Origin of the sequence: Dialister succinatiphilus YIT 11850, from assembly GCF_000242435.1 — a bacterium.
Taxonomy (GTDB): domain Bacteria; phylum Bacillota; class Negativicutes; order Veillonellales; family Dialisteraceae; genus Dialister; species Dialister succinatiphilus.
In genome coordinates this window covers 18,940-45,929 of the sequence record NZ_JH591187.1, presented here as the reverse complement: position 1 = coordinate 45,929, position 26,990 = coordinate 18,940, and the positions used below count along the sequence as shown (strand labels likewise).

Here is a 26,990-nt window from a genome sequence, read left to right as displayed (position 1 = left end):
ATAATAATGGAATGCACATAGAAATCCATAAAGGAGAGAGAAAACATACAAATGATGGAATTAAAAAAATGGCTGCAGAGCCAGGGAGAAAATAAAAGAGCCTTTTATATTTTTGCGATTCTGTCCCTGGTTCTCTGCTTTTTCCTCATTGTCAATGCCTGCTACGTTATTTACGGTACCCGTTACAATGAATATAAAGTTACCCAAAACGCAACCATAGACCTGGTCAAACCGGACGGTACCATTCAAAAAAATATAAATCCCCGCTTCTCCTACCCCAGCGGAAGCCGGATCCGTATCCATGTACCGGTGTCCCTCCATTCCGATAAAAAGCAGTATACCCTGGCCTTTACCGCAGCCCGCGTATACTACCAGGTATCCTGGAACGGCCAGATTCTTTCTTACTACGATGAATCCCGTATATCCCGAAACCATAACTTCGGCGCCGTCATCTGTATGGCAGAACTGCCTGCCAGCACCTATGGTTCCACCATTACCATTGAAGAAGAGCTCCTGTCCTCTACTTCCATTCCCTATATCGGAGATATCTTTGTTATTCCCACCAGAAAGAGCTATACCTACTACCTGCAGAGAGAAGGATTCTTCTTTATCCTGTACCACGCCCTTCTGACCCTGTCCCTGTCCGCTTTCCTTGTGCTTCTTTTCCTGAAAAAAAGTTTACTCGTAAAAAAAGGGCTGGCCATATCCCTTTTCCTCACATCCTTCATCCTGTGGTGTCTTTGTTACCATCATATGACTGCCTTCTGGATAGACAGTCCTTACATCAATTCTCTTCTGGAATACGGCTCTCTCTACTTCCTGCCGGCGCCCTTTCTCTACTTCCTTTTCCTTTCAGAAAAAGAGGGAAAACGAAGAACCCTTTACCATCATCTGTCCCTGTGGTTTGTCCTCCTCTTTGCCGCTGCCTTCCTTCTGCAGGCAGGGGGGCTTTATACCCTGGATGACATGCTGCCTCTGCTTCATATATCCATTATACTTTCAGGCATACTTGTATGCTGGTACCAGCTCCACCCGCTGGGCAAAGAAAAAACCTGGCAAGTCGTGATGCGCTGGGGCATCCTTCTTTCATCCGGTGCCGCCGCCCTGGACACAGCCCAGTACTACATTACCTCCAGCCACAGTATTATCCATATCTATGTGATGCAGGCCCTGTCCACCTGGGCTCTCCTGGTATTCGTCTTTTCTGTCATCCTCTCTTACGTATTCCAGATCCTGGCACAGGCGGAAGAAGCCCAGGAAAAGAAAGCCGCTCTCCATCTGGCTTATCATGATGCCCTCACAGGCCTTTATAACCATGCCGGCATATTCCACATTGCCAAAAGCCTGGACAGCCGGAAATCCTACGCCCTCCTTTTCATGGACCTGAACGGACTGAAAGAAGTGAATGATCGCTACGGCCATGAAGCCGGTGATTTCTTCCTTTGCCACATGGCAAAAATCCTCTCTTCCGTCACCCCTTCCTCCGCCTTCTGCGGAAGACTTGGAGGCGATGAATTTATCATCCTTCTTCCGCCCCATGAAGCAGACTCTCTTTTCCCTCTCATAAAGACCATTCGGAAAAAAATGCAGGAGCTGAAGGGTCTGCCCCATATGCCCAAAGATCCTTCCGCTTCCTTCGGCTGGAGCATCCATGACCCTTCCCAGCCTCTCTCCTTTGATGATCATCTCAATGAAGCAGACGACCGCATGTATGAAGAAAAAGAAAAATACAAACTCACCCACCCGGCCGAAGCAGGAAGAAACTTCAAAAGAGAGAAATAGGAGCTGAAAAGACGGCTGTCTATATGGGCCATCTTCTCCCCTGTCTTTCATCGCACTGCAGGCAAAAATCCTGCCGCTCTCAAAGAAGCGGCAGGATTTTTCATGACCTTTTGATTTCTGCATCAGGATGATGTCTGCAAAAGAGCCAGCTGCTGTTTCAGCCTTTTATTTTCTTGTTCCAGCCCGGCCTGTTTCTGTTCCTCTTCATATCTTTCATGATATCGGAGGCAGCTGGAAGCGGGCCCCCTGTAAAAAGCTGCACAAAAAACGGCGCCATGGGCGCCGCCAGAAAGTTAATGAAAGAGCATCATAATCCCGCCGCCTATGGTGGGAAGGGCCACGATGGAGGCCTTCAGCAGGGGAAGAGGTGCCAGATGGGTCATTTTGGCGCCAATCCAGGCGCCCACGGTGAGGCCTGCCAAGGTCTGGAGAAATATCCACATATCCAGATGACCGCTTACCAGGTAGCCCAAGCCGCCGGAGGCGGAAATGGGGAGGATAATCATCATGCAGGTGCCGATGGACTGGAGAAGGGGCACGCCGAAGATGACCATGAGAGCTATCTGGATGTAAGCCGCTGCACCGATGCCGAAGGCGCCTGCCAGAAATCCGGAAACTATACCGGTGGGAATCCCGTAGATATAAAGTTTCCTGCCGGTGAGCAGAGTCCGGCGCCCGTGGAGATGATGGTTCAGCCAGTCTGCGTGGTACAGTTTCACATACAGTATGAGAGCGCTGGAAAGAATCATGAGCCCTGTCATGAAACTTAAATCGTCAGAGGGCATATGGTCCGACACGGCGGCCCCCAGAAGGGCGCCTGCCACCCCGCCGCCGCCGATAATGGCGCCTACCTTCACCACCACTTCATGTTCCCTGAAATGGCTGTAGGCGCCGGAAAGCATGGTGAAAGTCATGGACGCGAGGGCCACTGCCAGTGCTGTGTGGATGGGCACGCCAAATCCAACGGTGAGAAGAGTAATGGTGACGCCGGCACCGCCGGCTCCCACAAAGCCGATGACAGCGCCTAATAAAATCATAGATATGAAAAGCATAAAAATCTCCTTATAGATGATTCGCTCTCGCCCAGGGGGCGACAGGCCTTCAGTCTGAAGGGAAAGGAAAAAGGTTATCAAGATGGACGGCCCCTGCGGGCCCGAGGGGTATGGTATCGCCCCAACCGGCGATGCACATGAAGTCAGCGTTACAGGCTTACCCTAAATAAAAGGCGCCACCGGCAGCCCCCAATCCTCAGGCCCTTGTTTTTTGGCAAAAGGAGCTCAGCACTGTGGAGCCCAGAATGAGAATGGCTCCAGCTATGCCGCTAAAGCCCAGAGGCTCTGCCAGCCAGCAGGCGGAGAGAATGATGGCTACGATGGGATCGATATAGCTGAAAAGGGCCGCAGTCTGGGCATGGAGATGGTGCATGCTTCCGAAATAAAGGGTGTAGGTAATGCCTGTATGGACGATGCCTACCGTAAGAAGGAGAACCACCGTGAGCGGTGCAAAGGTCATGGATGAAAAGTCCTCTGTTCCCAGAGTATAGGGCAGAAGCACCAGGGATGCCAGTCCCAGCTGGGTAATGGTCATGTCGTAGGCACTGATATCTTTCAGAAACTGGTTCAAAAGCATGACTGACGCATAAAAGGCGGCGGCCCCCAGGCCAAAGCCGATGCCTTTGAAGGTAACCCCTTCTCCCGGCTCCGTCAGAACGCCGGAAATGAGGACCATGCCTGCAAAGGCAGAAAGGGCGCAGAGAAATTTCACGACCGTCAGCTTTTCTTTCACCACAAAGGGAGAGGCCAGAATGACAAAAACCGGCGCCATATAGTAGGACAGGGTGGCCGTGGATACCGTAGTATAGTGGTAGGCTTCAAAGAGAAGAATCCAGTTCACCCCGATGGCGGCACCGGAAAGAAATAGAATTTTAAAATTTTTCTTCACTGCTTCTCTGGATATGGAAGAATGGCGCAGACACACCATCGCCAGAAGAAACAGGGTAGCCAGAATCCCCCGGGCCTCTGCAATCACTGTGGAGGGCAGAGGGATATAACGGATGAAAATCCCCAGCGTCCCGAAAATCATCATAGCAAAAATAAACTGGCCCTTGGCCCTCATGGTTTCTTCTTTCATACATCCTCCCCTGAAAAGTTTCCTTTTCGCTTCCCTGCTTCTTTCCATGAAATAGTATTTCTATTATACACGTTTCCTCATGGCCCTGCGACCGGCCGCCTCCATATTTCCGAAGATTTCATGTCCCTCTTTCCGTGCGCCTGCTTTCTCTCGCCCGCTTATCCTGCCAGACCGCTGAAATAAACCAGCGGATAGAGGATGAAGAGAAAGACCAGGGTGGTGGTGACGAAGGACGATTCCGCCATATCCACATTTAATCCATACAGCTGGGACGCTGCCACTGCAAAAATGGCAGTCGGCGCGCCGGCAGAAAGAATGACGCAGGTAATCATGGCCGGGTCAGATACGAAAAGACGGGTCAGACCATAAAGAACGGCCGGCAGAAAAATGAATTTCACCGGAAAGATAGGCCACAGGCGGAAAGCCCAGGTGCCTACGCTGGATAGATGAAGGTCATAACCTACAGGCATCATGCCCATCCAGGCACTGACATGAATCAGCAGGGTAAACAGGGTGCCCACGGCTTCCGGTCGTTCCACCTGACATCCGGAGAGCAGAAGCCCCGCTGCCACGCCCAGGGCAGGCAGCTGGTTCGGTGTGAGCAGGAGCTTGATAAACTGCGTCCTTTCCCCTCTTTTCCCTTTGGCGTTTCCCATTTCATAGAATCTTTGGGCCATGGGAAAGCAGAAGAGCACAATCACCAGAATCTGGGGCACTGCAATGAGCTGTACATAGGCAAAGCCCACTTCTCCATACAGTACATAAGCACAGAGGCCCGCCAGAGTGCCTATGTTGCCCAGCATCATGGAAATCAGGTAGCTTCCCTGGTCCAGGGGATTGGTGAAACGGTTCTTCTGGAACAGATAAAAAATCAGCACCGGCAGAAAGCAGATGGGCAGAATGGAAACAGGGAGCCACAGCAGCTCCCGGGTCACATGGACGGACCAGAATGATACGAGGGACAGAAATGACGCCACCCCTACCACATTGGCCTTTATAATCAGTCGGAGTATGTCTCTGGAAAGGCCCCAGCGCCTGAGCGCCATGCCCAGAGCCAGGGGCAGCAGAATATCTGCAAATACCACAAAAAAGCGGCTGTCCATCCTATCCCTCCTTTCAGAAAAATGCCGATGCCATGGCCCGCTGCTTTGATTCCTGCATCAGCTTTCTTCATATTTTTACTATTATACCATGGAGATGAGAGGCCTATGTATGTCTGCAGCAGACAGATTCCAAGGCGCCCGGAAGCCCGGTGCATGGAGCCGAGAGGCATTGAAAAAGGAATGTGAAAAAATGTCAATCCTTTCTTCACATCCCTTTTGATGAAATTTCTATGGTCTCTTTTTCCTATGGATTTCCCATACATCTTCAAAGGGAATCTTTCTTCCCTCCAGGCAGAGCTTCCTTCCGATGCGGTCCACCATCTCCACCGTGCCTTCTATCCTGCGGTAGCAGTCCCGGTCGTAAAACACCACTTCCAACCTGTCTTTCTTCTTCAGAAGTCCTGTCATTTGATCCAGTACCGCCGCCCGATCTTCTGATACCTGCCTTTTCTCTTCTCTTTCCCTTCCTGTTTCCGCCAGAAGGGTGCCATAGCCGGAAAGACCATCGAAGGGAAGAAATTGGCAGGCCCTTTTGATATCACTCATGATGACCTCCTATGAGACCGTTCCTGCTCCGCAGGGTGGCTTTCGGGAAATAGTCGATACCGCGAAGCAGCGCATTTTTTCCAAATTTACTTTTAATATCCATCATAGCCAGCTCCACCTTTTTCTGCCTTTCTTCTTCCCAAGGCGATCGGAAGAGGGAAAAGTGCCGGGGTACTTCATCTGCCGGCGCCACATCCTCCAGTGCCAGACGGAGGGTGCGTATGCCCAAACGGGGAATGACCTTGTCCTGATACAGCTGATGGAAAGCCTGCCATATATCTTCCGGAACGTCGGTATATCCATCCAGCCTTCTGCTGCCGCTGCTCCCCTTCCTCTCCCGTCCCGAATAGCCGGCATAGAGGGAGATGCCCCGGGCTGCGAGGCCCTGTCCCAGCATCTGCTGTATCAGCAACTCCGCCATTTCATAAAGCAGGATTTCCCCTTCTTCATAGGTGTAATCTTCAAAAAGGACCTGTCCCGTATGGATGGAACGGGTCCCAGGACGGTAGGAATGGATATCCTGCAGAGTGCAGGGTTCCCAGCCATGGGCATGGTCGATGAGGTATTTCGCATTCACGCCGAATTCCTTATACAGCATTTCGGGAGGAAGGAGGGTGACGCCATGAAGGTCATAGACCCCATATTTCTGAAGCCTTCCGGCAATGCCCTTTCCTATGTTCCATATGTCCGTGAGAGGGCGGTGGTACCACAGGGTTTCCTTGAAGATGCCTTCATCCAGATAGGCTATATGCTCCGGTACATGCTTGGCCACAATGTCCATGGCGATTTTTGCCAGAAAAAGATTGGTTCCCACCCCTGCGGTGGCGCAGATGCCGGTCCTTTCATACACAGCCTTCATCATCATCTCCGCCAGTGCCATGCCGTCTTTCCGGTACATGGCCAGATAGGGCGAAGCGTGGATGAAACATTCGTCAATGGAATAGGCGTACACGTCTTCTGCAGAAAAGAAATGAAGATAAATATTGTAAATATCTGCAGACACTTCCATATAGAGCCCCATCCGCGGCAGGGCCGTAATGTATTTCAGGGAAGGAGGAATTTCAAAAAGCCGGCACCGGTTCCTGACCCCCTTTGCCTTAAGCCCGGGACTCACCGCCAGACACAGGGCTCCGGGCCCTCGAGACGGATCCGCCACTACCAGGTTCGTGGTAAAAGGGTCCAGCCCCCGGGCCGCACATTCCACCGAAGCATAGAAACTTTTCAAATCTATGCACACATACACATCGTCCGCCATGGCTCCTCCATCAAACTTATTTTTGTGAAATAAACGTTCTGTATTTATTATAGAATGCTCGTTCTCTGTATACAACGGAACACAGGATTAGAAATGAGATGGAGAGCCCCCCGTGAGGGTTCATAGGGGAAGGTTTTTAAGATGGAACGGCCTTCGGCGATCGGGTTCATAAGTTTGACGGTCTTTGGTCCCGAGGACTGTGAAGTTTTGATCATACCGGCGCCATCTATAAATTAAAGATGCCCGCCACGGCCGCTGCCCCTTGAGCGAAGCGATGCACAGCGAACATGATTTGCACTATGCGAACTGGATTTGTAAGGGAGCATTAGCGCCCTGAAAATCCAGTGAGTCAGTGACAGCAGAGGATGCAGGAGCGCCAGCGACGCACAAATCATAGTGAGTCGTTTCCCCTGTGGGGACACAACCCTTGGTCCATGCGTCAGCCTAGGGCTATACGACCCTCTGCGCCGCAGGCGCAGGCCCCTAGGGAAATACAGGAAAGCACCCGGCGTTCCCATATGGAGGGCCGCTTATTTTCCCCAATACAAAACCGCAGTGCGTAGGGATGCACTGCGGTTTTGCGTTGGGGAAAAACTATGATGGATAGGGACACGCAGCGTCAGGGGTGCTGCTCGTCCTGCCCTATCCACTGGTTTTTCCCGTTTCCTATCAGGGACAGGCTATGCGCTTTTTAAACTGTTAAGCGAAAGGAACCCATTTTCCGTCTTTGACTTCCAGTACGTCCAGGTCCATCTTCGGATCGCGGTTCTGGTCAAATTCGAATTTGCCTGTAGCACCTTCGAAGTTTTTGATGTTAGCCAGGGTATCACGGAATTTCTTACGGTCCGTGGTGGTGCCGGACTGTTCTACAGCCTGGTGGATGACGTACATGGCATCATAAGCCTGGGCAGCGAACTGATCCGGTTCATGACCGTACTTAGCAACGAAGGCTTTGCGGAAGTTCTGGGCCTTGTCGGTCTTTCTTTCCGGGTTCCACGGTGTAGCTACCAGGGTGCCGTTAGCTGCATCGCCGGCCTGCTGGATATAAGCCGGGCTGTTGAAGCCGTTGTTGCCGATGATGGGCTGGTTCATTCCCATTTCACGGGCTTTCTTGGCAATGAGGGCGCCTTCCTGATAGAGGCCTGCTACAGCGATGACATCAGGGTTGGCAGCCTGAATCTTGGTGAGCTGTGCAGAGAAGTCGGTATCCTTATCTGCGAAGGTTTCGGTAGCTACCACTTCTACACCCATCTTCTTCAGTTCTTCCTGGTAAATATCATTTTCACGAACCATCTGGTCGTTGTTGTTGGAATAGAGAACAGCTACTTTCTTGAATCCCAGTTTGTCATGTGCTTTTTTCAGGGTCACCGGAATAGCCAGTTTGCCAGGGATGGCGTTTCTGAAGATGTAGTCACCCAGGTCGGTGATGCCGGTAGCGGTGGTGCCGGTGCCGAAAGCAACGACTTTAGACTGCTGGGCAATGGGGCCTGCAGCGAACATTTCGCCGGAGGTCATAGGTCCTTCAATGGCAAGAACTTTGTCCTGTTCAATGCATTTCTTGAAAGCATTGATGGCTTCGGACTTGTTCAGTTTGGTATCGTAGGTCTTGAGGTCGATTTTAACCTTGGTGTTCGGATCCTTGTTGATTTCTTCAACAGCCAGATCTACACCGTCTTTCATAGCCTGGCCATAAGCTGCACCGGGGCCGGTATAAGCGGTAACAAATCCCAGCTTTACAGTCTGTCCGCCGGCAGCGCCGCTGGCTGCTGCCTTCTTATCTCCACCGCATCCTGCGAATGCGCCTGCCAGTGCTGCAGCTGCCATGACAGCTGCCATTCCTTTTAACCATTTCTTCTGCATAGTTTATCCCTCTTTCAAAAAAATTAAATAGATTCCAAACGTGAATGAAACAGAAAAATAAAAACCTCCGCTGATGGTTTCCCATCAGCGGAGGCGCTTTATGCGCGGTACCACTCCCACTTATCACTTACGGACTGCAAATCAACCGGCACCTATAAGAAAAGCCCCTACCTTCATCAGAAGATAGGGGCGATGATCGCGGTACCACCCTACATTGTACTTGTAGTCCTATTCGTAACGTGAATGATCGCCTGCACCTACTTAATTCGGTGTAAGAGCTCTCGAGGGATATTATGAATGCTGCCATCTACCGGTTCGCACCATACACCGGCTCTCTGAAGATTGAACAACAAACCTTTTGTCTCGTTCATAGCTTGTTTCAGTTCGTTTGGTTGTCTGAAGATGTGTATATAATACCGCCCGTTTTTCTGTCTGTCAAGTACTTTTTTGAAAAAATTCTGACGCTTCTGATGGCGAATGTTTTACCAGCTCTCTACACCGGTTTTATGATGAAAGGGCGCCTTCTACATGTAAAGGCGCCAACCTCTTACGCCTGTAAGCGCCTGTGATTCCTACCATTTCATTTCCATTCCAGCAAACCAGGAACGGCCGTGGATATAGAGGGCATCTATTTTCTTATCCAGCAGGTTGTAGAGGCCAAAAGAAGCGGTGAATTTCTCTCCCCAGTGTTTCTGGAGGGACAGGTTCACTTCATTCCATGTGTAGTTCCTGTCATCGAAGTAGAAATCCTTTTTGAAGGCGGACCAGATCATGCCGGAGAGGCCATAGGGAGCTTTACTGTCGTAGGAAAGGGAAAGCATGGCGGTGTGGCGGCTGCGGTTGGGAAGCCGCGTGTTTTCAGATCGATCCCGGCCATCCAGATAGGTATAGGTGCCCCGCACTGTCCAGCGCGGCAGAAGGGCGTAGGAAATTTCTCCTTCCAGTCCCTTCAGCTCCGCCTGTTTCCTGTTTACATACCGGTATTCCATGGCGCTGCCTGCCATTTCTTCATAGTCAATGAGATTTTTGACCTTCTGGTCAAACCATGAAATGGTCCACGCCGTTTTTCCATCCTTCCATTCCAGTCCCGTATCAAAGCTGCGGGAAGTTTCTGCCTTGAGGTCCGGATTTCCGTCCACCGTAACCCCCATGTGGTCCAGATGAATGTATCTTTCACTGATGGAAGGGGCGCGGAACCCCTTTCCATAGCTCGTTTTCCAGGTCATGCGGTCATTGAACCGATAGGACAGGCCTGCCGCCGGTACGCCCAGAAAACCGAAGCTGCTGTCCCTTTCCAATCTGACAGAGGGGAGGAAGGTGAGACGGGAGTTCACATGCCAGGTGTCGGAAACATAGGAGGCACCGTTTGTCTGCCCGTGACCATCTTCGCCTTTATTTCCTGTGCCGGAATACGTTTCCCTTGAAAGCCTGGTACCGGTGTAGGTGCTCCTGTTCCATTCGCTGCCGAAGGTGAGGCGGTGGCTGCCCCGGGTTATGGTATCCTTTCCGCTGATTCCCCAGATTTCATAGAAGGCGCGGTCGTAGTCCCGGGCTTTGAAAAGATTGTCCAGTCTGGAAGTCAGAGAAGTCAGAGCCGGCAGTACGTAAGGACTATGGATCTGGTCTTTGAAATCGGGTCTGCCATTCCATGTTTCGCTGTACTTCTTCAAGCGGCTGTAGTAGACCTCACCGCTGTATACATTTCCTGCTGTTTTCCCTTCATAGGTGAGGGACGTATTCCACTGGGTCCTTTCGGTGCGGCTTTTTTCATCCTGCTGCAGCACCACATGGATGCCAGAGGCATCCATGGAGGCATCGGAAAAACGCATGGATGTATCTTCATCAAAATAGTCTGCTTTGAGCCTCAGGGTGCTGCCGTTTCGAAAATCATAAAGGCCATCCAGCCCTGCATAGCGGCGAATGCCGTAGGAGGGTACATCAAAGCCGTCGTAATGAATGCTTCTGGAAAAACTGTCCCGCCAGAATGAAAGGGGCCTGACTCTGGTCACTCTGCCGCTTACCGCCAGGTAGAAAGGGCCTTTCCCCTTTGCATCTTCATGAAAATAGAGGGTATTTTCTCCCTCCCCCAGACGGAATCCGGCGCTGCTTTCACCGCTGCCCGGTTTCTTCGTCCTGATATTGACCACACCGCCCATGGCGGAGGAGCCGTATGAAACGCCGTCGGCGCCACGGATAATATCTATCTGTTCCACCTGGGACAGGTCAAAGCGCTGCAGCAGATTCATGTTTTGGGAAGAGGCGGTATCTTCATCGGCCAGACGGTGTCCATCCACAAGGACCAGTGTCTGGCTGCTGTTCATGCCCCGTATCATGAGCTGATTGCTGCCCATGACCGTCCGGCTGTCCTGGCTTCCGGAGGAAAGGTCCACCCCCAGTGCTGTAGAAAGGGCTTCCACCACATTGGAAGCACCCATGCGCTCCATGTCCTTTTCTGTCAAAGTTTCATGGGGCAGAAAGACGGTATCTTTTGTTTCCTTCCGGTTTTCCGCCGTCACTACCACGCCGGGAAGGGTATACACCTCTGCTCCTGCCACCGCAGGAAAGAGGGATAGAAGGGCTGTGAGCCAGACTTTTTTCATCTCAATTCCTTTAATTTCCAAAAAGGAGAAGTTCTCCATGCCATACGATAAAGGACACGATCCATGCTACGACACACTGGAAAATCACCATTTCCAATGCCCAGCGGCCGCCGTTTTCCCGGCGCACCGACGCAATGGTGGCAATGCAGGGGGTATAGAGAAGGCAGAAAATCAGGAAGGAAAAGGCTGCCATCGGTGTCAGCGCCGTTTCCAGAGCGCCAACGCTGCCATAAAGCACGGACAGTGTGGCCACTACGCTTTCCTTGGCCATAAAGCCGCAGATAAGGGCAGTGGACATTTTCCAGTCTCCGAATCCCAGGGGCGAAAAGAGGGGCGCAATCCAGCCGCCCAGGAGGGCCAGAATGCTGTCCTTACTGTCTTCCACCATGTTGAGGGTCAGGTCAAAGCTCTGGAGGAACCATACGATGATAGTGCCCACGAAAATGACGGTGAAGGCCCGCTGGAGGAAATCCCTTCCTTTGTCCCACATGAGACGGCCCACGTTTTTAGCTCCCGGCATACGGTAATTGGGAAGTTCCATGACGAAAGGAACTGCTTCTCCCTTGAAAAAGGTGTTCTTGGAAAGAAGGGCCACCACTACGGCCATACATACACCGGTAAGATACAGGCCCGTCATGACCAGACCCCCGGTGTGAGGGAAGAAGGCCGCTGTAAAGAAAGCATAAATAGGCACCTTGGCAGAGCAGCTCATGAAGGGAATGAGCATGATGGTCATTCGGCGGTCCCGAAGGGAAGGCAGTGTCCTGGTAGACATGACGGCCGGTACGGAACAGCCGAAACCGATGAGCATGGGCACAATGCTTCTTCCGGACAAACCGATTTTCCGAAGCAGCTTATCCATAACAAAGGCCACCCGGGCCATGTATCCTCCGTCTTCCAGAATGGAAAGGAAAAAGAAGAGCACCATAATGATAGGGATAAAGCTCAATACACTGCCTACGCCGGTAAAAATACCATCCACCAGGAGAGACTTCACCGCCTCATTCACCCCAGCTGCCGTCAGGGCTGCGTCTACCTGCTCTGTGAGCCTGTCGATGCCGCTGGCCAGCAGATCCTGGAAAAAGGCGCCGATGACATTAAAGGTCAGGTAGAATACAAGACCCATAATGAGGATGAAAATGGGGATGGCCGTGTATTTCCCTGTAAGTATCCTGTCCATCTTCCGGCTCCGTGCATGCTCCCTGCTTTCCTTCGGCTTCACCACCGTCTTATCGCAGAGGCGCCGGATAAAGAGGAATCGCATATCTGCCATGGCTGCTGCATGGTCCAGTCCCCTTTCTTCCTCCATCTGTTTGATAATGTGACCGATCATTTCCTTTTCATTGTTTTCCAGATGAAGGGCCTCTTCCACCAGATGGTCTCCTTCCACCAGCTTGCCTGCCGCAAAGCGCAGCGGTATACCGGCCGCTTCCGCATGGTCCTGGATCAGGTGCATAATGCCGTGAAGGGCCCGATGCACCGCTCCCTTATGGTCCAAAGGGCTGCAGAAATCCCGGATGCCCGGTTTTTCCCTGTACCTTGCCACATGGACTGCATGGCGCACCAGTTCCTGCACCCCCTGGTTCCTGGCGGCGGAAATAGGAACCACTGGAATCTGCAGGATTTCTTCCATTTCATTGATAAGGATGGAGCCGCCGTTCTTTTCCACCTCGTCCATCATATTGAGAGCCAGCACCATGGGCACATCCAGCTCCATAAGCTGCATGGTGAGGTACAGGTTGCGTTCCAGGTTGGTGGCATCCACAATGTTGATAATGGCACTGGGCTTCTCTTCCAGAATGAATTTACGGGAAACGATTTCCTCACTGGTATAGGGAGACAGGGAATAAATTCCCGGAAGATCCACCACTTCACAGTCCGGATGGCCTTTGATAAAACCGCTCTTCCGGTCTACGGTAACGCCGGGGAAATTGCCCACATGCTGGTTGGACCCGGTGAGCTGGTTGAAAAGAGTGGTTTTTCCGCAGTTCTGGTTTCCTGCCAGCGCAAAAACGAGTTTTCCTTCCACCGGTTTTGCATCATGGTAGGGCGAAAGCTCGTGCACCCGCCCCGGTTCCCCCAGGCCCGGATGCTGAATCAGCGTGGGCTGCTTTATTTCCTTCTTTGTCATATCCCGGTCCCGCAGATGATCTACCTGAATTTTCTTTGCATCTTCCACGCGAAGGGTGAGTTCATACCCCTGAACCATGAGCTCCATGGGGTCCCCCAGAGGAGCGAACTTGATAAACGTCACCTCTGCCCCCGGAATCAGGCCCATATCAAGAAAGTGCTGGCGCAGAGGTCCCTCTCCGCCAACCACTGTCACATCTGCCGTTTTCCCCTGAGGCAGTTCATCCAATGTCATTTCTATCTCTCCCTTGAATTTCAAAACATTGTTCTTTTTTATGTCTATGTTACCACGATTGAGCCTGCAGTTCAAAGAAAACAGCAGCCCTTTTGCGCCCTGTATACCGACTTTTTCATGTTTGTCAGAGCATGGAAAAAGGGGTGCCTCTTTAGATGTAGAGACACCCCCTGTCATTTTGTCATGTATGTTTCATCCCATGGCCGCCCCAATTTCTTTTCCCTATGCTTTTAGCCATTGCATAGGCTTTTTCAAAGCAGGGCACCGAAAGCCCCGCTTTCTTTCCAAGGTCCACCATCCTTCCCAGAATCATTTCTGTTTCCGTATCTTCTACTTTCTTTCCATCCTTCAGGTCCCGATACAGGGAGGTAACGGTGTCGTCAGGGAGGGAATCAAAGAGACGAAGATAGTCTTCCTTATAGGCCGGAGGAATGATGACGCCCTGCACTTTGGCCATGGCAATCACTTCTCCCACTGTTTCTGCCACCACCTGTCTATAGTTTTTCTGGCGCCGCACTTTTCCTGCAGGACCGTCAAAAAGGCAGAAAAGGGCACTGTTGGCTGCCATGAGGGCGTATTTTTCCCAGCTGTCCAGCCGGATATCATGGGTCACTTTGGCCGGAATGCCCGATTTTTGCAAAAGGGCTGCCAGTTCATGGAGAAGGGGCAGATCCCTGCCGTCTTTCATGCCCATCACCACCTGTCCGCTGCCTGCCGTCTGCACCACATGACCCGGCTTTTCCAGATGGCTGAAGACACGGATGGTGCCATCGGCTATGAAGCAGGGCGGAAGAAGGGGCTCCATGAGGTCCGACACAAGGACGCCGTTCAGAAGAGGCACCACCACCGTGTGGGTTGCTACCATGGGCGCCATGTCATGGCAGGCCTTTGCCAGTCCGTTTCCCTTGCAGGCCAGAAGAATGACATCCATCTTCCCCAGGGCCTTTCCATCCTGTCCCATGCCTTTGGGATGCACAGTGAAATCGCCCAGAAGCTCTGATGTCACATGAAGTCCTTCTTTTTCTATGGCTTCCCGGTTCTTTCCCCGAACGTAGAAATACACATCACTCCCTGTCCCTGCCAGGGCGCCGCCTGCAAAGCCTCCGATACCGCCTATGCCGAAAATCAGGATTCTCATGAGTTCCTCCTGTCAGAAGAAATTCCGAACCACGTCACTGGCCAGATTCAATCCGCCCCGTCCCGCATCGCTGCCGGAGGCGGTCATGGTCACCATGTACCGGGAATCACCGTAATATCTTAAAATATAGTGCTTGCTGTGCTTTTCGTTTCCTTCAATGCCAAGGACCGCCAGCTTTCGTTTCGTATTATCATCCAGTCCGCGGTACCCCTTCAGCGCCACCTTCACCGCTTCCGAGCGCCGTTTCGGTTCACCGCTCACCGGATTGGCCTTGATGAGGTCATCTAAAATATCGGCCCGCCGAGTGCCGTCCTTCATGTCCTTCCTCACCGATTTCAAAATATCCATGAGAATTTCGTGCCGTTCGCCGGGATAGAGATCCTTTTCCTTCCCCGCAGAGAGGAGCTCCGAATCGATGGGCGTGCCAGCTCTCCGGGCTCCCTCCAGTCTTCCTTTCAGTATGCGATTCTCGCTCAAAAGCCGGGAAACTTCTTCTTCCATGTCTTCCAGCTGCCGTACATAGGCCATCACCACTTCTTCACTGCTTTTCATGACCTTCTCCCCTTCCATGAAATCAACGGTTATGCCTTGGTATCTGAAACTGCTTTCAGTCCGGAATCTCCGGATGCTCATACAGCTCACTCAGGTCCTTTTCCAAATGGGCCTTGATGGTCTTTTCCAGGTCCTGTATGGTTTTGGCATCATACTGATGAATAATGCCGGGAATACCTTTGGCCCTGAGTTCGCCGTAATATTCATCTCTGTATACATTGTAGAAAAAAAGGATGCCTGTTTCCTTTTCCCTGCATTCATAGGACGCGATAATATAGGAGCCATTGAGCCCCAGGAGAGGACGGGACGGTTCGATAATCCGTTCATAGTGGCCGATGACGGGCGGGAAGAACTGACTGTAATCCCACACCATGAACCCCTTTCCCCGCACCAGCACCGATACATTTTCCCTATGCACCAGTTCCCTGGCAATATACCGGGGTGTGAGGAGCTTCATATTTCTTTTAAATTCTTCAAAATCACCGGTAATGAGCTCGATTTCTGTCAGGATCATCATGCGCAGATCCGATTTCACCATGTAATCCATGGTTTCCTCATCAAAAAGAGCCCTCACCTGCCAGCCGTTTTTTTCATTTTCCCAGCAGAAGGCAAAATAAATGCGCCCCTCCTGCCGGTCCAGCGGCTTCAGCTTATACCCTTCTATATCCGAAGGCAGCTCCTTTTCTATGTCCCAGTCCAGGAATTTCTGACGCCTTTCTGCCCTTTCCTGTTCCAGCTTATCCTCTTTTCCCATACTATGTTCCTTTCTTTTCCGCTTCCAGCCGGTCCCTTGCGGAAACCACGGATTTCACAAATTCCCTGGTTTCCGGGAAGGGAATCTTGTCCATGTCGGAAAATCCTTCCGGCCAGTGATTTTTCTCAATCCACTCATCCACATTGCCCCGGCCTGCATTATAAGCTGCCAGCGCAAAGACTTCATTGTTATGGTACTGTTTCAAAAGATAATTCAGATACCAGGCGCCCAGGGGGATATTCTGCTCCGGACTGGCCAGGTTGTCTGAAGGCAGACCGCTCTGCTCGGAAATCCAGTGGGCCGTTTCCGGCATGAGCTGCATCATGCCCACGGCGCCTACATGGGATACCGCCTTTTCATTGAATTTGCTTTCCGTCCGTATCACTGCTTCCAGAAGGCTTGCGGAAATATGCTCCTCATCGGCGCACTGCACGATAATATGGGACACCTGCTCGCTGGGCTTCAGGAAGCGGATATTATCGGTAAGAAGAAGGGTAAGCACGCAAAGAAGCGCAGTCAAAAGAGTAAACACCATGGCGCCGGTGTTTCCCTGGTGTCTCTGTACCTCTTTTTTTCTGCGTTTCAATGCGACTCTCATACTTCTTCCATTCCTTTGGGAAATTGAAATCCCGGTACATGCTTCAGTGCTTCCCGCACCTGCCGCCGGGTATCTTCCACCGAGCGGCTGTTGTCGATAATCACGTCTGCGTAATTCATTTTATTCGTGGTAGGCATCTGCTTCCGGATGCGCTCCATCACCTGCTCCCTGGTGAAACCGTCCCGGGAAATGACCCGGGCAATCTGCACCTCCAGAGGCACTTCCACCAGCCATACTTCTTCCACCCTGAGCTGCCAGCTGATTTCCAGAAGGAGCGGCATATCCAGCACCACCACTGGAAACCCATCTTCCTGGGCCCGGATGAGCTCTTCCCTGGTGCGGTACCAGATGTAGGGATGAATGATGCCGTTCAGCTTCTGTCGCTTTTCTTCATCGTTAAAAACAATTTCCCCCACCTTCAGCCGGTCCAGCGACCCGTCGGGAAGGAAAATATGGGGACCGAAGACTTCCCTCAGCCGGTTCATGGCCAGGCTCCCGGGAATCACTGCCTCCCGGGCCAGCTTATCCCCGTCAATCACGGGAATGCCTAATTCATGCATATAGGAGGACACCGTGCTCTTGCCGCTGCCGACGCCTCCCGTTAAACCGATACGATACATAATACTTCCTTTTTATAAAATGTCTGCTAATGGACTAGTGGACTAGTGGGCTAGTGGACTAGTCCACTAGCTCACTATTTCGTCTCCGCCCAGTTCTTTCCTTCATTCACATCAGCCACCAGGGGAACCTTCAGCTTCACCACAGACTCCATGGTTTCCTTCAGAAGGGCTGCGATTTCTTCCTTTTCCTCCTTCACCACTTCTGCCACCAGTTCATCGTGTACCTGAAGGAGCACCCGGCTCTTATAGCCGCCTGCCTTCATCTTTTTGTACACTTCAATCATGGCCATTTTCATGATGTCCGCCGCCGTACCCTGGATAGGGGTGTTCATGGCTGTCCGCTCGGCGAAGGAGCGGCGGTTGAAGTTTTTGCTGTTAATATCCGGCAGTTCCCGATACCTTCCAAAGAGGGTGACGGCGCGCCCCGTTTCCTTTGCTTTTTCCACCATGGAATGCATGAAATCATGAATACTGGGGTAGCGCTTGAAGTAGGCCTCGATATAGCTGGCCGCCTGTTTTCTTGGAATACCCAGCTGCCTGGCCAGGCCGAAATCGCTGATGCCGTAGATGATGCCGAAGTTAACGGCTTTGGCATGAGAGCGCTGCTCCGGTGTTACCTCTTCAAAAGGAATGCCCAGCACCTCTGCCGCCGTTCTTCTATGGATATCTTCCCTGTTCAGAAAGGCTTTGATCAGACTTTCGTCGCCTGACATATGGGCCAGCACCCGGAGCTCCACCTGGGAATAATCGGAGGAAATAAAGCAGTCATAGCCTTTTCCCGGCACGAAGAGAGAGCGGATTTTCTTTCCTTCCTCCGTGCGTACCGGAATGTTCTGCAGGTTCGGATCCGAGCTGGAAAGCCGGCCTGTGGCGGTGACAGTCTGGTTAAAAGAGGTGTGAATGCGTCCTGTTTCCGGACGAATCAGCTGCGGCAGGACCTCCAGATAGGTGGAAACCAGTTTGGCCAGACTGCGATAGCGAAGAATATTCTTCACCATAGGATAGGACAGAGCCAGCTCCTCCAGCACATCGGCGGCGGTAGAATAGCCGGTTTTCGTCTTTTTCCCTGCAGGCATACCCATTTTTTCAAAAAGAATATGGCCCAGCTGCTTCGGAGAATTGAGATTGAAGGATTCCCCGGCTTCAGTGAAGATATCCTTCATGAGAAGCCGTTCTTCCTTCTCCATTTCTTCTTTGACAGTCTTCCATTTTTCCTGGTCTGTGGCAATGCCTGCTTTCTCCATGGCTGCCAGTACCGGCACCAGCGGCTGCTCCACCTTTCGGAACAGGGACAGCACCCCGTTTTTTTCCAGCTTCTTCTTTGCATCTTCATAGAGGGAAGCCAGGAAAAGGGTAATGCAGCAGCCCTTCTCCTTCATATCATCCAAATCATCGGGATAAATCACCGGCTTTTCAAAAAGGCCGGCCATATAGGACAAGGGATAGGTCACCCTGGTGGGATCCAGAAGGTACGCTGCCAGGGACATATCAAAGAAAGGAAGGTCTTCTGCAGGAAAATCCGACTCAAGAAGGGATTTGCTGTCTTCCACCACCACAGCCTCTGCCTCTTTCAGTGCCTTGGCAGCAGGGCCGAAATGGTCCGCCTCCACCAGCCAGGCATGGCCGTCAGCAGCAGCCACCACCTCTTCCGCCTTGAAGAAAGGCGCCCTGCCGGACAGATGGACCCAGAGAGCAGCGGTCTTTCCTTTAAAGGAGACAGCGGGATTCCAGATTTCCACAGGCGGAAGAACTTCTTCGCTTTCCTCCTTCTTCACCTGGGACAATTCCTGGAAACGGGGAAGTGCAGCGAACTCTTTTAAAAGGTTGATTCCCAGTTTTCCAAAAAGCTCCTTCATTTCTGCCACATGTACAGGCTGCTTCATATCCTCCAGTGAAGCATCCACAGGTACATCCCGCTTGATGGTGGCCAGCTTGTAGGATAAGTAGGCCATATCCTTATGGGCGGTGAGCTTCTTTCCCCGGGCTCCCTTGATTTCATCTACATGGGCATAAAGATTATCCAGATCCTTGTACTCCGTCAGAAGCCCCAGGGCCGTCTTCTCTCCAATGCCGGGGACTCCGGGAATATTATCCGCCGTATCCCCCATGAGGGCCTTCATATCAATGACCTGGGAGGGGGTAATGTGGTACTTTTCATAAACTGCCTCCGGCGTCATGACGGCCATATGGGTGATTCCCTTCTGGGTCAGAAGCACCGTGGTGCGGCTGCTGGAAAGCTGCAGGGCATCCCTGTCGCCGGTGACGATATCTACCGGCAGCTCCTTTTCATAGCGGGCAGATAAAGTGCCCAGGATATCATCCCCTTCATAGCCGGGAATGCTGTATACCGCTACCCCCAGCACGGAAAGCACATCCAGAATCAGATCAAACTGGGGAATGAGCTCCGGCGGCGCCGGCTTTCTGGTGGCCTTATAATCGGCAAACATATCGGTACGGAACGTATGGCGGTCCTTATCAAAGGTGACTGCCATGTACTCCGGGTCCAGATCCCGGTACAGGCCCAAAAGCATGCGCAGGAACCCGTATATGGCATTGGTAGGCGTCCCGTCCGGCGATGTCATAGTCGGCGGCAGGGCAAAAAAGGCGCGGTATAAAAGACTGCTGCCATCAATAATAACCAGTTTCTTCTTCATTGTTCCTCCTTCTGCCGGAGCAGAAATCAGCAGGATTTTCCCATCATGGGAAAATCGGAATTTCGCATAAAGTTACTTTTTATTATACCATACCCCATAGGATGGTTCAGAAGAGAGAGATTTGAGATTTGAGATTTTGAATTTCAGACCTGTCCGCAAAGCACTGCCCACTTTATGTTCTTTTTTAGCAAAGAGAAAAGGGACAGATTTCTCTGTCCCTTTTCCCGGATCGTGTTACAACCTGAACGGCTGTTATATTGGTCACTGTTTCTTCTTGCCGCCCAGATATGCCGCCATGACATCCGGGTTGCTGGCAACTTCCTGCGCCGGGCCTTCCATGACGATTTTGCCTGTTTCCATAACGTAGGCATAATCGGCAATCTGGAGAGCTTTACGCGCATTCTGTTCTACAAGAAGAACAGTAGTACCCATTTTGTTAATGTCTTTGATAACATCAAAGATCTGCTGTACCACCAGAGGAGCCAGGCCCATGGACGGTTCGTCCAGAAGCATGACTTCCGGCTTGGCCATAACGGCGCGGCCAATGGCCAGCATCTGCTGTTCGCCGCCGGAAAGAGTACCGGCGAACTGGCCCTGTCTTTCAAAGAGGCGGGGGAACCGTTCAAAAACCTTGGACAGGTCTTCCTTGATTCCTTCTGCGTCATTTCTCTGGTAGGCACCCATTTCCAGGTTTTCACGGACTGTCATATTCTGAAGAATCTGACGACCTTCCGGAACGAGGACTACTCCTTTTCTTACAATGTTGTGGGTCTTCATGCCTGCGATGGATTCTCCTTTGAAGAGAACATCACCGGCAATGGGTTTCATGATACCCATAATGGTTTTCATGGTGGTAGACTTACCGGCACCGTTGGCGCCGATAAGGGTTACGATCTTCCCTTCCGGTACGGAGAGGTTGATGCCTTTTAACGCTTTAATGTTGCCATAGGCAGCTTCTACATTTTTCAGTTCAAGAAGCATCATTCATCCTCCTTTCCGAGATAAGCTTCAATAACCTTTGGGTTGTTCTGTACTTCTTCCGGTACCCCTTCAGCCAGTTTCTTACCGAAGTTGACTACCATGACATGGTCACAGAGGCTCATGACAAGGTGCATGTCGTGTTCAATGAGGATAATGGTGGTGCCGAATTTTTCGCGAATATTGTGAATCAGCTCAGTGAGAGCTGCGGTTTCGCTGTCGTTCATGCCGGCTGCCGGTTCGTCCAGAAGGACGAGTTTGGGCTGGGTGGCCAGAGCTCTGGCGATTTCCAGTTTTCTCTGTTTGCCGTAAGGAAGTTCAGTGGCCAGACGGTCCGCATCTGCCTCAAGGCCTACAAACCGCAGGAGTTCCAGCGCCTGCTGGCGGGCTTCCTTTTCTTCCTTCTTCTGGGAAGAGGTGTGGAGGAAGCTGGCCAGAAGACCGGATTTCAGCCGGTCATGATGACCGACCAGAATGTTTTCCAGTACAGTCATGCCGGAAAAAAGGCGGATGTTCTGGAAGGTACGGGAAATACCCATGTTGATGATCTGGTAGGGTTTCTTCCCTTCGATGGACTGGCCGTCAAAGAGGATATCCCCTTCCGTCACCTGGTATACGCCGGTGATCAGGTTGAAAATGGTGGTCTTGCCGGCGCCGTTTGGTCCGATGACGCCGAAGATTTCTCCTTTTTCTACGGAGAAGGACATATTGGAAACAGCGGTAAGGCCGCCGAACTGTTTCACTACGTTTTTCATTTCAAGAAGCATTACTGGTTTCCTCCTTCTGCAGAGGCTTTCTGCTTTTTGCTGAATTTGCGGGAAATCCATTTCACCGCATCATAGGACAGGATGCCGTCAGGACGGAAGGCCATGAGGGCTACCAGCATGAGGCCGTAGATGATATCTCTGTATTCTGCCATGGCACGGAGAGATTCCGGAACGATGGTAAGCACTGTAGCGCCCAGGACGGAGCCCCAAAGTACGTTGCTGCCGCCGAATACGGTGTAAACCAGGATATCAACCACCTTGTTCCAGGAGAAGTCGGTGGGGCTGATGAAGAAGGTCGCATGGGCATAGAGGGCACCGGCTACACCGGCGAAGAAAGCACTGAAGAGGAAGGCCATCATCTTGTATTCCACCACATTGATGCCGGTGAGGGATGCAGCATATTCATCTGCCTTTACCGCAGCCCAGGCACGGCCGATGCGGGAATGTTCCAGGCGATACCAGAAGGTTACTACTGCCACTACGATAATGAGGAGAACAATGTTCATCAGAAGCTGCCCGCCGGTCTGGGAATCAATTTCCAGAGCATCCAGAAGGCCCATGTCGCTGGCATAGTCAGAGAGAACGCTGGCCATGGAAGGAATGCCGGAGAAACCCAAAGCACCGTGGGTGATGTCAAGGTTCAGGGCAATCACTCGAACCACTTCGCCAAAGCCCATGGTGGCAATGGCCAGGTAAAGGCCGCGAAGACGAATGGTCGGAAGACCGATAATCAATGCAATCAAAGTGGCGAAAAGACCGCCTAATACAATGCCCACAGGCATAGGTACGCCATACTGGGTGGTAACAATTGCGGAAGTGTAAGCCCCCAGGCTCATAAAGCCTGCATTGCCCAGGGAAAGGATACCGGTGCACACGGTCATGTAGACGGTGAGTGCCAGGATAATGTTAATGCATACAAAGGTGAATACCTGCAGGAAGTAGCCATTTAAAATTTCATCCATTACGGTCTGCCTCCTTTGCCTGCCTTGGAGAACAAGCCTTCAGGGCGAATGAAGAGAATCAGGATAATAATGCCGAATGCCACAGCATCACGATAGGTGGAAGAGCCATAAGCTACGGCAAAGACTTCAGCAATGCCGAGGATAAAGCCGCCGGCCATAGCGCCTTCTACATTGCCCAGGCCGCCCATGATGAGGACTGCCAGACCTTTAAGGCCCATGGAAGTACCCATGGTTGGTTCGATGGCGTTGAAGGAAAGTCCGATGAGGACACCGGCTGCAGCACCTAAGGCAGAAGCCAGCATGACGGTAAAGGTAATGATGCGGCTGGTATTGATACCCAGAAGACCGGCGGTCTCCGCATTTTCAGAAGTGGCTCTCACAGCTTTGCCGATTTTTGTCTTGTTCAGCATCACCGTAAGGAGAGCCATGAGAACCACAGCGGTACCCAGGGAAATAATCTGGATGCCGGAAATCTTAAATACGCCGAAGTCCATCAGACCGTTCCCGAAAGCAGCCGGGAAAGAACGGGTCTGCGGACCCCATACCATAAGTGCCACACTTTCCAGGAATGTGGACACACCGATAGTACTGATTAATGGAGCCAGATGAGTCACTTTGCGGCGGCGGAGCGGACGGAGTGCAAAGATTTCCAGTCCATACCCTAATACGGCGCCGCCAATCATGGCACCAATGAGTGCCGGGAAAATGCCCAGTCCCGCTTCTGTTACGAGAAGCAGGCCGATGTAAGCGCCGATCATAAAGATGCCGCCATGTGCCATGTTGACGATGTTCAATACGCCGAATACCAGCGTATAGCCGATGGCAATGACCGCATAGGCGCTTCCCAGCGTTAAACCGTTGACAAGCTGTTGAAAAAACACGATCTTCAATCCCCTTTCCAAAATAAGAAGGCCAGGCCTTCATTTCTATGAAAGAACGAATGGATTAAAAAAACGCCCCTGCTGCAATCTGGCGTCATTGCAGCAGGGGCGAATTGGAATCCGCGGTACCACCCTGTATTTATCACTCATGAAGCAAGAGGTTTATGAAAAGAGGTCCTACAAAAAACGCCCCTATTTCCTTTCGGAAATAGGGGCGACATGCGCGGTACCACCCTACATTATACTCTGTGCTTATATCCGTAACGTGGACAGACGCCTCGGTTTACTACGTTCAACCAAGGGGCTCACAGGTGATAGTCAATACTGGAATGCACCGGCTTGCACCATCCGCCGGCTCTCTGTGCCATGGACCAATATATTCCTTGTCCCGATCATTGCTTGTCATGCCTGTAACGCAGGCGGCGTCGAAAATTACTTGGTTCACTTCCGAAACTCCCGGGTGAGCTTGTATCCTGCTTCGTACTGACTTGCACCAGCCGTCAGCTCTCTGAAACCTTCTGCACGATACTTATCCCGATCCTTGCCATTCGTTCTTTCGTGTTATGGTTGATATTATACTGCCTTGATGAAAAAAGTCAATAGGATTTTTGAAATAAATTTGTAAAGTTTTGTCGCCATGAACGGCCTGGAATGGCGCCGGCAGCATCCATTCATTTCTCCCCTATCTCCTTTCTGCCATTTATGATAAAATCACTGTAATAAACAGAGCGGAAGGCTCTGATGAAGGAGGATATTATGTTACACCAGGTTTCCATTTTCGCTGCTAATACAAAGGGCGCATTGAGCCGAATCACTTCTATTCTCGCCCGGAACGACATCAATATTTATACCATGCTGGCCACAGACAGTGCCGAATTCGGCATTATCCGACTCATTGTAGATCAGTCCGACAAGGCCAGTGAAGCGCTGGAAAAAGAAGGATATCAGTGCCGGGTAGACCTGGTACTGGCTGTAGATATGAAATCCGATAAGCCCGGCACCCTGGACCATATCCTTTCGGACCTGCAGAATGCCAATGTCATGATCCGCTATCTCTATATTTCCTTCGACCGCCAGACCAGCTCCCCTATTGCTGTATTCTCCACCACTGAATCGGAAACAGAAGCCTTCCTCAAAGGAAAAGGCTACCACCTGCTGGACCGTTTCTGAGAAGCAGAAAAACCCACTTGAAACTGCGGAATATCCGCAGTTTTTTTATTTCCCTCTGTTTCATCATGCTATAATAAAAAGAGAAAGCTGCTGCATCTCTGAAGGAGGCTTTATATGAATCAGAAGGAACCATACCCCTTAAACGTGAGGGAAAAGGAGCTTCTTCATGAAGAAGAGGAGAAGCTGGGCCGCCCCCTTACCGAACTGTCCGGCGGACCGGCCTACAGTATGTGCTTTGCCTGCGGGAAGGAAAACCCTCTGGGGCTTCATCTCCATTTCTTTTCCATTCCCAGCGGCTGTCTTGCCTTCTTTACCCCCTCCCATGAACACCAGAGCTATAATGACCGCATGCACGGCGGCCTGATTATGACCCTCATGGACGAAGTCATGGGCAACTATCTCTTTTTGAATACCGGCATTCCCGCCTATACGGGAAAAATGGAAACCCGTTTCCGCACGCCCGTGCTCATTGGAGAAACAGTGAAAGTTGTGTGCCGCGAAATCCGGCGGAAAGGACCCCTGTCGGTGATGGAAGCCAGGGTACTCCACGAGGACGGCACGGTGGCTGCAGAAGCCACGTCTCATATGATGTTTGAACAGAAAGGATGATTCTTATGGCAAAAGAAGAAATCGTAAACAAGGTGAAAGAAGTCATGAATGCGCCCAGCTGCTACAGCGGGCTGAAAAAGGTATGTCAGGCATACCTGGATGCCGCCGGAACAGCGGATGAAGAGAAAGCCGCTGTTCTGCTGAAGAAGGAACTGAAGGAAGATGTGAACTCCATCGACCATGTGATTCCTTTCTTTGAATCAAAAGAGGGTGCTGCATTTTTGGGCGCCGATACTGCCAGAAATCTGGCAAAGGCTGCCCATGAGGCAAAGGATAAGGGCGTAAAATACTGTATCTGCCCGGCCTGCACTGCCGGCGGCTGGCTCCTTGACCACGCATCGGAATGGTAAGGAAACAAAAAGACTGCGAGAAAATGGCTGACCATTTTCTCGCAGTCTTTTTGTTCATCGCACATAAGGCACTTCTCCCGGTTTCACCAGGCCCAGGTCATCCCGGGCTTTTTTCTCCAGTTTGGCCGGATCTTCCAGTTCCTCTTTCTTTGTTTCCAGTTCCTGCTTTTCCTGGGCCAGTTTATCTCGTTCCTGGAAAAGCTGCGCTTCCTGCTGTCTGATTCTGATGTAATGGTATGCATTCTGCACCACCACAATGGCCGTAATCAGGGTAACTACCACAAAGATAATGCGCAGCACCGGGCTTCCTGGAAAAAGGCGCTTCAGGAAGGGAGCTTTTTTCTTTTTAACCATTCACTTCCTTCGGCTCCTTTCCCAGCATGCGGTTCACAAATTTATAAATAGAGGGTTCTGCTGCCAGTGCCTCATGATATTCCCTTTCCACCTTGGCAGCGGCAAAGCCGTAGTCCATCCAGGTCTTCACATCCTGCCACCGTTTGGGATCATTGTAGAACACTGCAATCATCAGCTGTCCATCCCTTTCTGCTGAGGCCACCAGGCAGTCACCGGCAGCCTCGGTCATGCCCGTTTTAATGCCGTTGGCTCCTTCGTAGCCGCTGGAAAGGAATTCATTCCGGTTTGCCACATTCCGGTAAATGCCATTTTTGTAGGTCATGGGATAGGTCTTTCTCTTTACAATATCCCTGAAATCAGAATTCTTCATGGCGTAGACTGCAATCTTTGCCATATCCTCAGCTGTGGTGTAATGATTCGGGTCTGTAAGGCCATTGGGGTTGGCAAAATGAGAATTTTTGGCGCCGATGGATGCGGCCTTTTCATTCATCATTTCAATGAAGCGGTCATAGGAGCCGCCCACCGTTTCCGCTGTGGCCACAGCGGCATCATTGCCGGAAATAAGCATCATGCCGTAGAGCATCTGGTGCAGGGACAAAGGCATATCCGGGCGGACTCCCAGGTTTGTGCCGTCCTGCTTCATGGCCCGCTGAGTAATCACTGCGTTCTGATCCAGTTTGTCCTTCCCCTCTTCCAGAGCGATGATACAGGTCAGAATCTTGGTAGTACTGGCAGGATACACCTTCAGGGTACCTTCTTTCTCTGCCAGGAGTTCTCCCGAATTACCGTCCACCAAGGCCGCCGCTACGGCTCCCGTTTTCGGCGGAGCCGGCAGCTCCGGTTTTCTGGGAGGCTCCGGGGTAATGAGAGCCAGAATGCCGAAAGCCACGCCTGCAAATACAACCGCCAAAACAAGGAGAGCCAATAATTTCTTCATAATTTAATTCATACAATCCTTTCTG

At 51.5% G+C, this 26,990-nt stretch carries 24 protein-coding genes and 2 other annotated features; of the genes, 4 read left to right on the top strand and 20 right to left on the bottom strand.

All coding sequences use genetic code 11. The annotated features are described in order from the left end of the window. The first annotated feature begins 51 nt into the window (after positions 1–51). Positions 52–1,782: a GGDEF domain-containing protein gene (locus tag HMPREF9453_RS00255; protein ID WP_008858548.1), complete on the top strand. Its 1,731-nt coding sequence runs from the start codon at positions 52–54 to the stop codon at positions 1,780–1,782. A 293-nt stretch (positions 1,783–2,075) separates the two neighbouring features. Here HMPREF9453_RS00255 and HMPREF9453_RS00250 read toward each other — a convergent pair whose 3' ends face one another. The 18 genes from HMPREF9453_RS00250 to HMPREF9453_RS00160 all read right to left on the bottom strand — a co-directional run bounded on the left by HMPREF9453_RS00250 (position 2,076) and on the right by HMPREF9453_RS00160 (position 23,545). Beyond that, positions 2,076–2,834, bottom strand: a complete 759-nt coding sequence (locus tag HMPREF9453_RS00250; protein WP_008858547.1) for a sulfite exporter TauE/SafE family protein — start codon at positions 2,832–2,834, stop codon at positions 2,076–2,078. Between the two features lie 196 nt (positions 2,835–3,030). After that, the gene (locus HMPREF9453_RS00245; protein ID WP_008858546.1) at positions 3,031–3,912 is read right to left on the bottom strand and encodes a DMT family transporter; all 882 of its coding nucleotides are present in this window, start codon (positions 3,910–3,912) and stop codon (positions 3,031–3,033) included. Positions 3,913–4,070: 158 nt separating this feature from the next. Beyond that, entirely contained in the window at positions 4,071–5,015 is a 945-nt protein-coding gene (locus HMPREF9453_RS00240; protein ID WP_008858545.1) for an AEC family transporter, read from the bottom strand. 228 nt (positions 5,016–5,243) lie between these two features. Next, complete coding sequence (locus HMPREF9453_RS00235) at positions 5,244–5,561, bottom strand: hypothetical protein (protein ID WP_008858544.1); 318 nt, start codon at positions 5,559–5,561, stop codon at positions 5,244–5,246. Beyond that, a complete protein-coding gene (locus HMPREF9453_RS00230) occupies positions 5,554–6,816 on the bottom strand; it encodes a Y-family DNA polymerase (RefSeq protein WP_008858543.1) in 1,263 nt (420 codons plus the stop codon). The genes HMPREF9453_RS00235 and HMPREF9453_RS00230 overlap by 8 nt, the downstream gene beginning before the upstream one ends. A 699-nt stretch (positions 6,817–7,515) precedes the next feature. Next, complete coding sequence (locus HMPREF9453_RS00225) at positions 7,516–8,676, bottom strand: ABC transporter substrate-binding protein (protein WP_008858542.1); 1,161 nt, start codon at positions 8,674–8,676, stop codon at positions 7,516–7,518. A gap of 182 nt (positions 8,677–8,858) precedes the next feature. After that, positions 8,859–9,056: a binding site (T-box leader), on the bottom strand. 192 nt (positions 9,057–9,248) lie between these two features. Next, a complete protein-coding gene (locus HMPREF9453_RS00215; protein ID WP_008858540.1) occupies positions 9,249–11,276 on the bottom strand; it encodes a TonB-dependent receptor plug domain-containing protein in 2,028 nt (675 codons plus the stop codon). Between the two features lie 10 nt (positions 11,277–11,286). Further along, the gene (gene feoB, locus HMPREF9453_RS00210) at positions 11,287–13,641 is read right to left on the bottom strand and encodes a ferrous iron transport protein B (RefSeq protein ID WP_008858539.1); all 2,355 of its coding nucleotides are present in this window, start codon (positions 13,639–13,641) and stop codon (positions 11,287–11,289) included. Positions 13,642–13,822: 181 nt separating this feature from the next. Continuing rightward, positions 13,823–14,779, bottom strand: coding sequence for a ketopantoate reductase family protein (locus HMPREF9453_RS00205; RefSeq protein ID WP_008858538.1), 957 nt, complete (start codon positions 14,777–14,779; stop codon positions 13,823–13,825). 12 nt (positions 14,780–14,791) lie between these two features. Further along, the gene (locus tag HMPREF9453_RS00200; RefSeq protein WP_008858537.1) at positions 14,792–15,331 is read right to left on the bottom strand and encodes a hypothetical protein; all 540 of its coding nucleotides are present in this window, start codon (positions 15,329–15,331) and stop codon (positions 14,792–14,794) included. A 55-nt stretch (positions 15,332–15,386) separates the two neighbouring features. After that, entirely contained in the window at positions 15,387–16,085 is a 699-nt protein-coding gene (locus tag HMPREF9453_RS00195) for a hypothetical protein (RefSeq protein ID WP_008858536.1), read from the bottom strand. Position 16,086: 1 nt separating this feature from the next. Beyond that, complete coding sequence (locus tag HMPREF9453_RS00190) at positions 16,087–16,671, bottom strand: lytic transglycosylase domain-containing protein (protein WP_187368020.1); 585 nt, start codon at positions 16,669–16,671, stop codon at positions 16,087–16,089. 8 nt (positions 16,672–16,679) lie between these two features. After that, a complete protein-coding gene (coaE, locus tag HMPREF9453_RS00185) occupies positions 16,680–17,303 on the bottom strand; it encodes a dephospho-CoA kinase (RefSeq protein ID WP_008858534.1) in 624 nt (207 codons plus the stop codon). A gap of 74 nt (positions 17,304–17,377) precedes the next feature. Beyond that, complete coding sequence (gene polA, locus HMPREF9453_RS00180) at positions 17,378–19,957, bottom strand: DNA polymerase I (protein ID WP_008858533.1); 2,580 nt, start codon at positions 19,955–19,957, stop codon at positions 17,378–17,380. Between the two features lie 261 nt (positions 19,958–20,218). Continuing rightward, positions 20,219–20,941: an ABC transporter ATP-binding protein gene (locus HMPREF9453_RS00175; protein ID WP_008858532.1), complete on the bottom strand. Its 723-nt coding sequence runs from the start codon at positions 20,939–20,941 to the stop codon at positions 20,219–20,221. Further along, positions 20,938–21,702: an ABC transporter ATP-binding protein gene (locus HMPREF9453_RS00170; protein WP_008858531.1), complete on the bottom strand. Its 765-nt coding sequence runs from the start codon at positions 21,700–21,702 to the stop codon at positions 20,938–20,940. The genes HMPREF9453_RS00175 and HMPREF9453_RS00170 overlap by 4 nt, the downstream gene beginning before the upstream one ends. Next, a complete protein-coding gene (locus HMPREF9453_RS00165; protein ID WP_008858530.1) occupies positions 21,702–22,664 on the bottom strand; it encodes a branched-chain amino acid ABC transporter permease in 963 nt (320 codons plus the stop codon). Before HMPREF9453_RS00165 ends, HMPREF9453_RS00170 begins: the two co-directional genes overlap by 1 nt. Further along, a complete protein-coding gene (locus HMPREF9453_RS00160) occupies positions 22,664–23,545 on the bottom strand; it encodes a branched-chain amino acid ABC transporter permease (RefSeq protein ID WP_040379370.1) in 882 nt (293 codons plus the stop codon). Before HMPREF9453_RS00160 ends, HMPREF9453_RS00165 begins: the two co-directional genes overlap by 1 nt. A gap of 207 nt (positions 23,546–23,752) precedes the next feature. Continuing rightward, positions 23,753–23,950, bottom strand: a binding site (T-box leader). Between the two features lie 351 nt (positions 23,951–24,301). Here HMPREF9453_RS00160 and HMPREF9453_RS00155 point away from each other — a divergent pair. The 3 genes from HMPREF9453_RS00155 (at position 24,302) to HMPREF9453_RS00145 (ending at position 25,674) form a co-directional block, all read left to right on the top strand. Next, positions 24,302–24,715, top strand: a complete 414-nt coding sequence (locus HMPREF9453_RS00155) for an ACT domain-containing protein (protein WP_008858528.1) — start codon at positions 24,302–24,304, stop codon at positions 24,713–24,715. A gap of 114 nt (positions 24,716–24,829) precedes the next feature. Beyond that, complete coding sequence (locus HMPREF9453_RS00150) at positions 24,830–25,324, top strand: PaaI family thioesterase (RefSeq protein ID WP_008858527.1); 495 nt, start codon at positions 24,830–24,832, stop codon at positions 25,322–25,324. Between the two features lie 5 nt (positions 25,325–25,329). After that, a complete protein-coding gene (locus HMPREF9453_RS00145) occupies positions 25,330–25,674 on the top strand; it encodes a hypothetical protein (RefSeq protein ID WP_008858526.1) in 345 nt (114 codons plus the stop codon). A gap of 54 nt (positions 25,675–25,728) precedes the next feature. Here HMPREF9453_RS00145 and ftsL read toward each other — a convergent pair whose 3' ends face one another. Next, positions 25,729–26,028 (bottom strand): cell division protein FtsL, encoded by a 300-nt coding sequence (ftsL, locus tag HMPREF9453_RS00140; RefSeq protein ID WP_008858525.1) that lies wholly within the window; start codon positions 26,026–26,028, stop codon positions 25,729–25,731. Then, positions 26,021–26,965, bottom strand: coding sequence for a D-alanyl-D-alanine carboxypeptidase family protein (locus HMPREF9453_RS00135; protein ID WP_008858524.1), 945 nt, complete (start codon positions 26,963–26,965; stop codon positions 26,021–26,023). The genes ftsL and HMPREF9453_RS00135 overlap by 8 nt, the downstream gene beginning before the upstream one ends. Positions 26,966–26,990: the final 25 nt, after the last annotated feature.

What these genes read in the sequence shown, in the direction of transcription:
- HMPREF9453_RS00255 (WP_008858548.1), top strand. Translation starts at nt 52, where the DNA reads ATGATGGAATTAAAAAAATGGCTGCAGAGCCAGGGAGAAAATAAAAGA.
- HMPREF9453_RS00250 (WP_008858547.1), bottom strand. Translation starts at nt 2,834, where the DNA reads ATGCTTTTCATATCTATGATTTTATTAGGCGCTGTCATCGGCTTTGTG.
- HMPREF9453_RS00245 (WP_008858546.1), bottom strand. Translation starts at nt 3,912, where the DNA reads ATGAAAGAAGAAACCATGAGGGCCAAGGGCCAGTTTATTTTTGCTATG.
- HMPREF9453_RS00240 (WP_008858545.1), bottom strand. Translation starts at nt 5,015, where the DNA reads ATGGACAGCCGCTTTTTTGTGGTATTTGCAGATATTCTGCTGCCCCTG.
- HMPREF9453_RS00235 (WP_008858544.1), bottom strand. Translation starts at nt 5,561, where the DNA reads ATGAGTGATATCAAAAGGGCCTGCCAATTTCTTCCCTTCGATGGTCTT.
- HMPREF9453_RS00230 (WP_008858543.1), bottom strand. Translation starts at nt 6,816, where the DNA reads ATGGCGGACGATGTGTATGTGTGCATAGATTTGAAAAGTTTCTATGCT.
- HMPREF9453_RS00225 (WP_008858542.1), bottom strand. Translation starts at nt 8,676, where the DNA reads ATGCAGAAGAAATGGTTAAAAGGAATGGCAGCTGTCATGGCAGCTGCA.
- HMPREF9453_RS00215 (WP_008858540.1), bottom strand. Translation starts at nt 11,276, where the DNA reads ATGAAAAAAGTCTGGCTCACAGCCCTTCTATCCCTCTTTCCTGCGGTG.
- feoB (WP_008858539.1), bottom strand. Translation starts at nt 13,641, where the DNA reads ATGACATTGGATGAACTGCCTCAGGGGAAAACGGCAGATGTGACAGTG.
- HMPREF9453_RS00205 (WP_008858538.1), bottom strand. Translation starts at nt 14,779, where the DNA reads ATGAGAATCCTGATTTTCGGCATAGGCGGTATCGGAGGCTTTGCAGGC.
- HMPREF9453_RS00200 (WP_008858537.1), bottom strand. Translation starts at nt 15,331, where the DNA reads ATGAAAAGCAGTGAAGAAGTGGTGATGGCCTATGTACGGCAGCTGGAA.
- HMPREF9453_RS00195 (WP_008858536.1), bottom strand. Translation starts at nt 16,085, where the DNA reads ATGGGAAAAGAGGATAAGCTGGAACAGGAAAGGGCAGAAAGGCGTCAG.
- coaE (WP_008858534.1), bottom strand. Translation starts at nt 17,303, where the DNA reads ATGTATCGTATCGGTTTAACGGGAGGCGTCGGCAGCGGCAAGAGCACG.
- polA (WP_008858533.1), bottom strand. Translation starts at nt 19,957, where the DNA reads ATGAAGAAGAAACTGGTTATTATTGATGGCAGCAGTCTTTTATACCGC.
- HMPREF9453_RS00175 (WP_008858532.1), bottom strand. Translation starts at nt 20,941, where the DNA reads ATGATGCTTCTTGAACTGAAAAATGTAGAAGCTGCCTATGGCAACATT.
- HMPREF9453_RS00170 (WP_008858531.1), bottom strand. Translation starts at nt 21,702, where the DNA reads ATGCTTCTTGAAATGAAAAACGTAGTGAAACAGTTCGGCGGCCTTACC.
- HMPREF9453_RS00165 (WP_008858530.1), bottom strand. Translation starts at nt 22,664, where the DNA reads ATGGATGAAATTTTAAATGGCTACTTCCTGCAGGTATTCACCTTTGTA.
- HMPREF9453_RS00155 (WP_008858528.1), top strand. Translation starts at nt 24,302, where the DNA reads ATGTTACACCAGGTTTCCATTTTCGCTGCTAATACAAAGGGCGCATTG.
- HMPREF9453_RS00150 (WP_008858527.1), top strand. Translation starts at nt 24,830, where the DNA reads ATGAATCAGAAGGAACCATACCCCTTAAACGTGAGGGAAAAGGAGCTT.
- HMPREF9453_RS00145 (WP_008858526.1), top strand. Translation starts at nt 25,330, where the DNA reads ATGGCAAAAGAAGAAATCGTAAACAAGGTGAAAGAAGTCATGAATGCG.
- ftsL (WP_008858525.1), bottom strand. Translation starts at nt 26,028, where the DNA reads ATGGTTAAAAAGAAAAAAGCTCCCTTCCTGAAGCGCCTTTTTCCAGGA.
- HMPREF9453_RS00135 (WP_008858524.1), bottom strand. Translation starts at nt 26,965, where the DNA reads ATGAAGAAATTATTGGCTCTCCTTGTTTTGGCGGTTGTATTTGCAGGC.